The following is a 9570-nucleotide window of genomic DNA, read 5'->3' on the forward strand; positions in this document are numbered from 1 at the left end:
GTCGAAGAGGCACAAAAGACCATACTTCAGGTGGCCAGACGCCTGGCCGAAGCCGGCCAGTTCTCACTAAGCCGCCGTGGAGACGACGAATATGTCTAACCCCGCTCGCCAGGCATTACGTGCATATGAAACAGAAGCCTGGCGCCGCTGGGAGATGGGGTCCGTCGTACCCGCTGCCGCCGCCGGGACAGCAACTGAATCACTGGACGATCACACACCTGCCTTGCCTCAGCATGTTCACGATGAAATCGCCCGGCTAAAGGAAGAAGCAAGACAGGCCGGCTTTGCCGAGGGACTTGCCCAGGGCCATCAGAAAGGGTTTGAACAGGGGTTGAGCGAAGGCCACGCCAAGGGTATTGAAGAGGGCCGCGCAGAGGGAATGGAAGCCGGCAGGCAAGAAGCCCTGGAACAAGGACGCGTAAAAAATGCAGAAGAAGCCAGGCACTTGTCGTCCCTGCTGCAGAACTGCACGCAGTCACTCCACAATATCGAGGCCGAAACAGGCCAGGCACTGATCCGCCTGGCGATCAGCATCGCGCAGCAGGTCATACGTTCAACCCTGGCCACGGAACCCGAGAAAATACTCGAAACCATTCACGACATCCTCCATCTTGATGGGGGCCAGGAAGGCCTCCTTCGCTTACGGCTTCATCCAGAAGATCTGGCACTGGTCCAGGCACACATCTCGGATGACCCCATCGCACGCCATTGGCGTCTGCAAGGCGACTCGACCATCGAGCGTGGCGGCTGTGTGGCCGAGACCACGCTGGGAAGCATCGATGCCACCTTGCAAACGCGCTGGCAACGCGTCGTAGCCGCGCTGGGCCACAGCATGCCCTGGAATGTGTCTGCATGAACGCCACATCACGCCTTGAAACCGCTGCTGACCGCTGGCGCATGCAACTGGCCATCGGAAGCCGCCGTGTAGCACACGTCGAATCCTGGCACGCTACAGGCCGCGTCACCAGGGCAACGGGCCTGATACTGGAAGCCACAGGACTGAGACTGGCTGTCGGCGCAGCGTGCAAGATTGAGATCGCACCGCGACAGAATCATTGGGCCGACGCCGAAGTGGTGGGCTTTAACGGGCACACCCTGTATCTGATGCCCCAAAGCGATATTTCAGGCCTGCCGCCGGGGGCTCGTGTAGTGCCGGTCGAGGCCGGGCTGCGCACCCCGATTCCCCTGCCCTCACACGACACCAGCGAAAACCCCATCAGCAGCCAGACGCGCCACCTTCCTGTAGGCGACGCCCTGCTCGGCCGCGTCATAGACGGCGCCGGGCGCCCCCTTGACGATCTGGGCCCGCTTCAAGACGTGCGTCCCGCTCCACTGGTTGCCGAGCCCATCAATCCTCTGGAACGCGCGCCCATCAATACTGCCCTGGACGTCGGCGTACGAGCCATTAACGGCCTGCTGACCGTCGGAAGAGGTCAGCGGATGGGCCTGTTCGCCGGGTCCGGTGTAGGTAAGAGTGTGCTGCTGGGAATGATGGCCCGCTATACCCAGGCCGACATTGTGGTGGTGGGGCTGATCGGAGAACGCGGACGCGAGGTCAAGGAATTCATCGAACACAACCTGGGTGAAGACGGCCTGCGGCGGTCGGTTGTGGTGGCAGCCCCGGCAGACGTCTCACCTCTGCTGCGCATGCAAGGGGCGGTGTATGCGACACGTCTGGCTGAATACTTCAGGGATCAGGGCAAGCACGTTCTGCTGATCATGGACTCACTGACCCGTTACGCCATGGCGCAACGCGAAATCGCACTGGCCATTGGCGAGCCGCCAGCCACCAAAGGCTATCCACCTTCAGTATTTGCCAAGTTGCCGGCACTGGTGGAGCGTGCCGGAAACGGAGCTTCTGTCGAAGGACGACCCGCCGGCTCCATTACAGCGTTTTATACCGTGCTCACCGAAGGCGATGATCAGCAGGACCCCATCGCAGACTCTGCCCGTGCAATTCTGGATGGCCACATCGTGCTGTCCCGAAGCCTTGCCGAATCGGGCCACTATCCGGCCATAGATGTCGAGGCCTCGATTTCGCGTGTGATGTCTGCTGTCGTGCCGCCCAGTCAGTTCAGCATGGTGCACGAGTTCAAGCAAATGCTCTCGAGGTACCAGCGCAACCGCGACCTTATCGCCGTCGGCGCCTATACCCGTGGCAACGATCCCAGAATTGACGAAGCCATCGAAAAGTACCCCTGGCTGGAGGCCTTCCTGCAGCAAGGCATTGAACAGCGCGTGGATTACGAGCGTGCGACGCAAGAACTGGCCGCTGTACTGGGCCACGAATTGACGGAGGCCGCTCATGGCTAAAAGCTCGACCCTGAACATGCTGATCGACATGGCCCGTAACGACACGGACGAAGCCGCAAGGGAACTGGCCAAACTGGTGAAGGCGCGTCACGACGCCCAGCAACAGCTTGATGCCCTGCATTCGTATCGCAAGGACTACGCAGAACGGCTTCAGGAAGAATCAAAATCCGGGCTGACCGCTTCGAACTATCACAATTTTAGGCAGTTTATCGCCACTTTGGATGACGCGATTTCACAGCAAAATAAGATACTGGAGCAGCTTGACGCCAGGCTGCAGCAGGGTCGCGACGCGTGGCAAGCTGAAAAGCGGCGCCTCAATTCGTATGAAACACTGCAAACGCGCCGGTTGCGCGACCAGGCCGTCATCGAGGCACGACGTGAACAGCGCCTGAATGATGAAATGTCTGCTCGCGGTCGCCGCGGGCTGGTCCGTTAGCACTAACTCTGAGCAACGCCATGAATTCTCCGACCATTGCCGCCATGGTTCCTGGCCTTAAACCTCACGCCGAGCACAGGGCTGTCTCGGGCGAGACGGACACTGCTCAGGGAAACAGTTTCGCCACCGTCCTGGCCGACCGGTCATCATCGCAAACAGACGCCCCGCCTCCCGAAGCGGCAGTGGCCGATCCGTCCGGCAAAGCCTCGCGCCCCCTCGAAGGCGAAGTTGGCAAGTCCAAAGATACGTCCGCTACAGTGGGCAAGAAAGACAATCCGCATAGCGAAGAAGAGACCGCTTCAGCGCTGCCCCAGATCGCGCTTGAAATCGCGCTACATGCGCGTGATCAGGCACGCGCACGCGGCGCCGACACGCAAGACGCCCGATCCGCCAAGCGTGCTGAACTTGAGCCGTCTACTGCACCCCGCGTCGCCAAACCGCAGATCGCAACACACGCGTCAGAAAAAGCTCTTGACCCGCAGGCGAAAGCGTCAGACGCTGCCAGCAACCGTCCGGCATCGGCGGACCCCAGCTCAGTCTTGCCCTCCATTGCAACGGTGGGCAACGGCCTCCCAAACAGCCTGCAAACAGGTCAGGCCATCAGCCAGCACGGCTCGCGCCAGGCAGCCAACAGCTCCTTGCCCGCCGGCACGACAGTTGCAGCGCCAAACAAGCGCATGGATACTACCAGTGGAAGCATGTCGGGAAATAAAGCACCCCGTGTCACCCCTCAGCGGGGCGAAACTGGCTTTGTCTTGCCGGCAATGCAGGGACAACCGCAAGAACACGCTCCCCTTGCCGGCAGCGATCCAGGCCTGACAACCACGGCAGACATTCAGCCCGCTGCCCCAGTCAGTCCAGCAGCCTTGAACGCCTTCCCCACGCCAACCTCCGCTTCGGCCGTAACTTCGCCCACCATTGCCACACCTGTTCAGCAACCCGGCTGGAGCACCGACTTCAGTCGACAGGTCGTGCGCGTGGCTCTGGACAGCCAAAATGGTACCCAAACCGTTGAAATGCGTTTGGATCCCCCCGAACTTGGCCCGCTACGCATCTCCCTGAGCCTGAATGATGGCATGGCCAGTGCCTTGTTCGTGTCTGCGCACGCGTCGGTCAGACAGGCGATTGAGTCTGCCCTGCCCCAATTGAGCCAGCACCTGGCACAGGCCGGGATCTCGCTGGGAGATACCCACGTCGGAGACCAGGGTCAGGCCGGATTCCACTCTGATAGCGAAACGGGTCACTCCGGAAGCGGGCAGCGCCCCGCGGGCGGCAGCGACACCATGGTGGCTGATGCCGCCAATTCATCACGGCGCACCGTCACCACGAATGCCCTCGTCGACACTTTCGCCTGAGACCTCGCCCATCATGATTCACCCCCTCGTTATCCGCTGACTCTATCAACGCCATGCGTATCATCAATACCATCTTGCTCGTTCTGATCCTGCTCGTTGTCAGCGGGGGCGCCGCCTACTACTATTTCTTTGGCCAAGGTCAACCTCTATTGATCTCCCAAGAGCCAGAACAGCCGGCGGTTGGCGGGCCCATCTACTTGGCTCTGGAGCCGTTCACCGTGACATTGCAGGGCGAACGCAACAGCCAGATCTTCTATACTGAACTTACCCTGCGCCTTGACGAAACACGCTCGCACACCATCCTGGTGCAGTACATGCCGGAGGTACGCAATCGTGTCCTGGCAGAACTGGCCCAACACTCTGCTTCCGATCTTAAAAGCATCCAGGGCCGCGACGCGTTGGTCGAGCGCCTGAAAACGATTCTCGCGGCGCCATACCCCCCACAGATGTCTGTACCCAGCATCTCGAGCGTGCTGTTTACCGCTTTCGTGATCCAATAAATGGCTTATTCGAATTTCCTGTCCCAGGACGAAGTCGATGCGCTGATTGCCGGAGTCACCGGAGAATTCAGCGAAGAGTCCCAGGTTGAAGAACGCGGGGGAGTCCGGCCTTATGATCTGAGCTCACCCGATCGTGTCGTGCGTCACCGCATGCAAACGCTCGAGCTCATCAACGAGCGGTTTGCACGCCGCCTGCGATCAATGCTGTTGAGCTTCATGCGCCGTAACGCCGACATAACGGTATCTACGATCAAGGTACAAAAGTATTCGGAGTTTGAACGCAACCTGCCCGTGCCCAGCAACCTGAACATGGTCACAATGAAGCCCCTGCGCGGGGCTGCGTTGTTCACGTTTGACCCCAACCTGGTGTTTCTGGTTATTGACAGCCTTTTCGGGGGCCACGGACGCTACACAACCCGTATCGAAGGTCGCGACTTCACCAACACCGAACAAAGGATTATCCGGCGGCTGCTCAACCTGACGCTCGAAAGTTATGGTGAGGCTTGGCAAAGTGTGTACCCCATCACGTTCGAGTACATCCGCTCCGAGATGCACACCAAATTTGCCAGTATCACCAGCGGGAACGAAATCGTGGTTGTCACCTCGTTCAACATCGAACTGGGTGCTTCAGGGGGCAATCTCAACATCTGCCTGCCGTACTCCATGATCGAACCCGTGCGCGATCTTCTTACGCGCCCGCTGCAAGAAGCTTCGCTGGACGCCGTTGACCAGCGGTGGACGCAACAATTGTCGCGGCAGGTACGCAGTGCCGACGTAGAACTCACAGCGGAATTTGCGTCGATCAGCACCACGGTTGGCGAGCTGATGAAGCTCAAGGTCAACGACGTACTACCCATCGACATCCCCAGAACAATCATAGCCAGCGCCGATAACGTACCGGTGCTGGAATGCACTTACGGCACCTTTAATGGCCAGTACGCCCTGAGGGTGCAGAAGGTCCTGTCTCACTCCGAGCCTGATTTCAAGAAACCCACGACATCCCATGACTGATCCCAAGAAAGATTCCGATATCGAAAACGACGTGCCCGAGACGCAGGCGGATGTGGATTGGGCTGAGGCATTCGCCGAACAAACTGCCGGCCATCCCGAAACGCCAACCCAGGCCGAAGGCCTGCAAAGCGACGACTGGGCCGCCGCACTGTCCGAACAAACCGCAGCCGAAAATGCAGCCAAGGCCCAGCCAGCCGCCTCTACCGTGGCCGATCTTTTTCAGCCATTGGCCGGCGTAGCCGCCGAGGGTGAAAGCGACATCGACCTGATCATGGACATTCCGGTCCAGCTGTCGGTCGAACTGGGCCGTACCCGTCTGACCATCAAGAACATTCTTCAATTGGGTCAGGGTTCAGTCGTAGAGCTTGACGGCCTGGCCGGCGAACCCATGGACATCTTCGTCAACGGTTACCTCATCGCCCAAGGCGAAGTCGTTGTCGTCGACGACAAGTACGGAATTCGTCTGACCGACATCATCACTCCCTCGGACCGGCTAAGCCGGTTGAACGGCAGGCGGTAAACCATGGCTGAAGCAGACGCGCTGCGCATGGTGGCCAGTCTCGCGTTCATTGTTTTCATCATTCTGGCCGGTGCGTGGCTGTTGCGCCGGACGGGATTGCTGCGCGCAGGCGGTGGGCAGGCGGTCAAGATTGTCGGTGCTCAAAGTCTGGGCGCGCGCTCGAGCATCGTCGTGGTGCAGGTTGAGGACGCCCAACTGGTGGTGGGCGTCACGCCGCAACAAATAACCTTGTTGCATACCATGCCGCCGGGACAGTTGACCACCGGGCCGGAATCTGTATCCGACCTGCCTCGGCAGCCCAACTTCTCGCAAGCACTCCGTGCAGCATTGTCGGGACCCCGCAAAAGCCGAACCAGCATGCAGCCATGAGACAGGTATCGGTGCCTTATCGTCCCACTCCGTTCCGCTTGCCCAAGATACTGATCTGGCTTGGGTTAGCCCTGCTGCTTTACCCCGAAAGTGGTGTTACTCAGGCACTACCCGCCTTCACCGCCACGACTGACGCCAGCGGCGCGCAAACCTACACACTCAGCATCCAGACACTGCTGCTGCTGACAATGCTGTCGTTTTTGCCGGCCATGCTTTTGCTGATGACCGGTTTTACACGCATCATCATTGTTTTGGGTTTGTTGCGCAACGCAATGGGGACAGGCGCTTCGCCGCCCAACACGGTTCTCATCGGCATCGCCCTGTTCCTGACCTTTTTTGCCATGTCTCCGGTTTTTGATGACGTATATTCGCAGGCATATCAACCGCTGAGCGAAGGCACCATCGGTTTCGAGACCGCCCTTGAACGGGCGGCTGCGCCGATGCGCACGTTCATGCTTAACCAGACACGTGAAGCAGACCTGGCCTTGTTTGCAAACATGGCACAAGCCCCGGAATTCGAGTCGGCGGCAGATGTACCGCTCAGAGTTCTGGTTCCTGCATTCGTGACAAGCGAGCTCAAGACGGCATTCCAGATAGGGTTTACTGTTTTTATTCCCTTTCTGATCATCGATCTGGTGGTGGCCAGCGTCCTGATGGCCCTGGGCATGATGATGGTGCCGCCCGTCACCATATCCCTGCCCTTCAAGCTGATGCTGTTCGTCCTGGCAGACGGCTGGCATCTTTTGCTGGGTTCGCTCGCCCGCAGTTTCTATCAGTAGATACAGAGGAAGCGCATGACCTCCGATACCGTAATGTCCATGACCTATATGGCAATGAAGGTGGCGCTTTCCATGGCAGGCCCGCTGTTGCTTGTGGTCCTTGTCGTGGGCCTTGTAATCAGCATTTTTCAAGCCGCGACCCAAATCAATGAAATGACACTGTCGTTCATTCCCAAGCTCTTGGCGGCGGGCATTGCCCTTGTGCTTCTTGGACCATGGCTTATCAGCACTATGGTCGATTACATGAAGATGCTCTTTACCAGCCTCCCCGGTCTGGTATCGTAGCCAGAGCACATCCCGGAATATGGTCTCGTTTGAGTTAGAGCAGCTGTATGGCTGGATCAATGCTTTTCTGTGGCCTTTTCTGCGGATCATGGCACTGGTCGGCACAGCGCCCTTATTCGGCGAGTCATCCATACCAGCCCGCGTAAAAGTAGGCCTCTCGGCTCTTACGGCGCTTGCCGTGGCTCCGGCGCTGCCCCCTGCACCCGATATTTCTCCTGCCTCGTATCAGGGCTTATGGATCGCCGCACAACAGGTTTTCATAGGCATCGCCCTGGGTCTTACCATGCGCGTTGCCTTTGCAGCTGTACAGACAGCCGGTGAATTCATCGGCCTGCAGATGGGCTTGTCGTTTGCCTCTTTCTTCGACCCGGCCACGGGTGCCAATACTGCCGTGCTGGCCCGCCTCATGAACGTTATCGCCATGCTTCTGTTTCTGGCGGTGAATGGGCATCTGCTCATGCTGGGGGGCTTGATCCGTACCTTCGAGATATTGCCTGCCGTGGCAGGCTTCAATGTGGACGGCTTGGGCGTGCTTTTCGAGTGGAGCGCACAGGTGATGGTTTCGGGCATGCTTCTGGCCCTGCCGTTGATCATTGTGCTTCTGACGATCAGCCTTGCCCTGGGTATTCTTAACAGAACCGCGCAGCAACTGTCTGTATTCGCCGTGGGCTTCCCGATAAGCTTGATGGTAGGCCTGATACTGCTGATGATTGTTCTGCCACAGACAGCGCCCTTCATGACACGCCTGTTCGAAGAAGGCCATCAGGCCATGGCCCGGCTCATTCACGCTCTTGCCTGGTGACAAGGCGGGGGACAGCGGGCATGTTCAAATAGCTGAAGCGACGAAAACTTTAGCGTACCGGCAAGACAACTACCGGTGAATCGTCGGCATACTGCGCAGGACCATAGGGAAAGCCGCGGTGAACAGCTTGGGGCATGGCCTGGTCGACTGCATCTGTCCTGGGGATTACCGGAGGAGGCACAGTACCGGTGTCGCCTATCACATTGATGCGATCGACGATACGCTCGTAGCGACCCTCGGTATCGAATCGTAGCGACAGTTCACGACGAAAATACATGGCGTCGGTAAGCAGGGTGTTCTTGCTGGACCACCTCGCTGTAGCTGATCCGTCCAGCTGCCGGTAAACAATTTCGGGGTCCGCTTTCAGTATGGCCGATGCCTGTTCGAGTGTGGTCTCGCCGGGAATGATCCGATGCATTTCCGATGTATCAAATGGGCGTCCGGTAGTGGAACATGCCGCCACACCAGCCAGCAGACCGGCCAGCATCATCGTGCGCGCAACACGCACGATGATGCTGCGCCGGATATCAGGCCTTGGGCAGGAACTCATCAAAACTCTTCCCAGTCATCGTCCACTGATTTTGTGTTCGTGGCGACGGGGGCTGGGGCAAGCGCTGGAGCCGGCTTAGCAGGGGTACCTGCTGACGCAGCTACCGGACGAATGGCGGGCTTGCTTCCAGAGTCTTCGGAACTTGGAGAGGCAAGTGGCGGGCGAGCAGGAGCTGCCACTTTCGCAGGCTTTGCGGTGCGGCGGTCATCAGCCTTTGGAGAAACATCGATAACACGGTGGCCGGATGCCAGGCGGAACGTGGAGACTGCCTGACCTACTTGGCCAATATGGCGACGGAGCTCTTCTGCCGCACGGGCAGCCTCTTCGACCAGCACCGCGTTTTGCTGAGTGACACCGTCCATCTGGTTGATGGCGCGGTTGATCTGCTCGATACCACTGGACTGTTCGACCGTGGCGGCAGAAATTTCACCCATGATGTCGGTTACTCGCGCAACGGAAGTAACAATCTCTTCCATGGTGGAACCGGCACGCTCGACCTGCTCGGATCCTTCGGCCACCTTCTTGACGGAATCCTCGATAAGGTCCTTGATCTCTTTGGCCGCATGTGCGCTGCGCTGGGCCAGTGCACGCACTTCGGAAGCCACCACCGCGAAGCCCTTGCCCTGCTCACCGGCACGTGCGGCCTCGAC

Annotated in this window: 13 protein-coding genes; 11 read left to right on the forward strand and 2 right to left on the reverse strand. The window is 58.9% G+C overall.

All coding sequences use genetic code 11. From position 1 onward, the window contains the following. Window positions 1-91 precede the first annotated feature (91 nt). Genes fliH through fliR form a run of 11 tightly spaced genes read left to right on the forward strand, consistent with a single transcriptional unit; the run spans window position 92 to window position 8370 of the window. On the forward strand, window positions 92-856 hold the full coding sequence (gene fliH / locus Q1J88_RS12260) for a flagellar assembly protein FliH (RefSeq protein ID WP_301118008.1): 765 nt from the start codon (window positions 92-94) through the stop codon (window positions 854-856). Then, on the forward strand, window positions 853-2313 hold the full coding sequence (gene fliI, locus Q1J88_RS12265; protein ID WP_301118009.1) for a flagellar protein export ATPase FliI: 1461 nt from the start codon (window positions 853-855) through the stop codon (window positions 2311-2313). The genes fliH and fliI overlap by 4 nt, the downstream gene beginning before the upstream one ends. After that, window positions 2306-2749, forward strand: a complete 444-nt coding sequence (gene fliJ / locus Q1J88_RS12270) for a flagellar export protein FliJ (RefSeq protein ID WP_301118010.1) — start codon at window positions 2306-2308, stop codon at window positions 2747-2749. The genes fliI and fliJ overlap by 8 nt, the downstream gene beginning before the upstream one ends. 20 nt (window positions 2750-2769) lie before the next feature. Beyond that, on the forward strand, window positions 2770-4104 hold the full coding sequence (locus Q1J88_RS12275; protein ID WP_301118011.1) for a flagellar hook-length control protein FliK: 1335 nt from the start codon (window positions 2770-2772) through the stop codon (window positions 4102-4104). A 53-nt stretch (window positions 4105-4157) separates the two neighbouring features. After that, window positions 4158-4604, forward strand: a complete 447-nt coding sequence (locus tag Q1J88_RS12280; protein WP_301118012.1) for a flagellar basal body-associated FliL family protein — start codon at window positions 4158-4160, stop codon at window positions 4602-4604. Continuing rightward, a complete protein-coding gene (gene fliM, locus Q1J88_RS12285; RefSeq protein WP_301118013.1) occupies window positions 4605-5615 on the forward strand; it encodes a flagellar motor switch protein FliM in 1011 nt (336 codons plus the stop codon). It begins immediately after the preceding gene. Continuing rightward, window positions 5608-6135: a flagellar motor switch protein FliN gene (gene fliN / locus Q1J88_RS12290; protein WP_301118014.1), complete on the forward strand. Its 528-nt coding sequence runs from the start codon at window positions 5608-5610 to the stop codon at window positions 6133-6135. The genes fliM and fliN overlap by 8 nt, the downstream gene beginning before the upstream one ends. 3 nt (window positions 6136-6138) lie before the next feature. Continuing rightward, window positions 6139-6504 carry a flagellar biosynthetic protein FliO gene (gene fliO, locus Q1J88_RS12295; protein WP_301118015.1) on the forward strand — a complete coding sequence of 122 codons (366 nt, stop codon included), beginning with the start codon at window positions 6139-6141 and terminating at the stop codon, window positions 6502-6504. Beyond that, complete coding sequence (gene fliP, locus Q1J88_RS12300) at window positions 6501-7283, forward strand: flagellar type III secretion system pore protein FliP (protein ID WP_301118016.1); 783 nt, start codon at window positions 6501-6503, stop codon at window positions 7281-7283. Before fliO ends, fliP begins: the two co-directional genes overlap by 4 nt. Window positions 7284-7298: 15 nt before the next feature. Further along, window positions 7299-7568: a flagellar biosynthesis protein FliQ gene (gene fliQ / locus Q1J88_RS12305; RefSeq protein WP_301118018.1), complete on the forward strand. Its 270-nt coding sequence runs from the start codon at window positions 7299-7301 to the stop codon at window positions 7566-7568. A gap of 19 nt (window positions 7569-7587) precedes the next feature. Continuing rightward, window positions 7588-8370, forward strand: a complete 783-nt coding sequence (gene fliR, locus Q1J88_RS12310; protein ID WP_301118019.1) for a flagellar biosynthetic protein FliR — start codon at window positions 7588-7590, stop codon at window positions 8368-8370. A 49-nt stretch (window positions 8371-8419) separates the two neighbouring features. On the opposite strand, the gene Q1J88_RS12315 is transcribed toward fliR, so the two are convergent. Together Q1J88_RS12315 and Q1J88_RS12320 are read right to left on the reverse strand one after the other, a co-directional pair. Then, window positions 8420-8920 (reverse strand): hypothetical protein, encoded by a 501-nt coding sequence (locus Q1J88_RS12315; RefSeq protein WP_301118020.1) that lies wholly within the window; start codon window positions 8918-8920, stop codon window positions 8420-8422. After that, a partial coding sequence (locus Q1J88_RS12320) for a methyl-accepting chemotaxis protein (protein ID WP_301118021.1) occupies window positions 8920-9570 on the reverse strand: 651 nt, incomplete at its 5' end. The genes Q1J88_RS12315 and Q1J88_RS12320, both read right to left, overlap by 1 nt.

The organism is Pusillimonas sp. (assembly GCF_029263785.1).
Taxonomy (GTDB): domain Bacteria; phylum Pseudomonadota; class Gammaproteobacteria; order Burkholderiales; family Burkholderiaceae_B; genus Pusillimonas.

What these genes read in the sequence shown, in the direction of transcription:
- fliQ (WP_301118018.1), top strand. Translation starts at nt 7,299, where the DNA reads ATGACCTCCGATACCGTAATGTCCATGACCTATATGGCAATGAAGGTG.
- fliN (WP_301118014.1), top strand. Translation starts at nt 5,608, where the DNA reads ATGACTGATCCCAAGAAAGATTCCGATATCGAAAACGACGTGCCCGAG.
- fliM (WP_301118013.1), top strand. Translation starts at nt 4,605, where the DNA reads ATGGCTTATTCGAATTTCCTGTCCCAGGACGAAGTCGATGCGCTGATT.
- fliP (WP_301118016.1), top strand. Translation starts at nt 6,501, where the DNA reads ATGAGACAGGTATCGGTGCCTTATCGTCCCACTCCGTTCCGCTTGCCC.
- fliR (WP_301118019.1), top strand. Translation starts at nt 7,588, where the DNA reads ATGGTCTCGTTTGAGTTAGAGCAGCTGTATGGCTGGATCAATGCTTTT.
- fliH (WP_301118008.1), top strand. Translation starts at nt 92, where the DNA reads ATGTCTAACCCCGCTCGCCAGGCATTACGTGCATATGAAACAGAAGCC.
- fliO (WP_301118015.1), top strand. Translation starts at nt 6,139, where the DNA reads ATGGCTGAAGCAGACGCGCTGCGCATGGTGGCCAGTCTCGCGTTCATT.
- Q1J88_RS12280 (WP_301118012.1), top strand. Translation starts at nt 4,158, where the DNA reads ATGCGTATCATCAATACCATCTTGCTCGTTCTGATCCTGCTCGTTGTC.
- fliJ (WP_301118010.1), top strand. Translation starts at nt 2,306, where the DNA reads ATGGCTAAAAGCTCGACCCTGAACATGCTGATCGACATGGCCCGTAAC.
- fliI (WP_301118009.1), top strand. Translation starts at nt 853, where the DNA reads ATGAACGCCACATCACGCCTTGAAACCGCTGCTGACCGCTGGCGCATG.
- Q1J88_RS12275 (WP_301118011.1), top strand. Translation starts at nt 2,770, where the DNA reads ATGAATTCTCCGACCATTGCCGCCATGGTTCCTGGCCTTAAACCTCAC.
- Q1J88_RS12315 (WP_301118020.1), bottom strand. Translation starts at nt 8,920, where the DNA reads ATGAGTTCCTGCCCAAGGCCTGATATCCGGCGCAGCATCATCGTGCGT.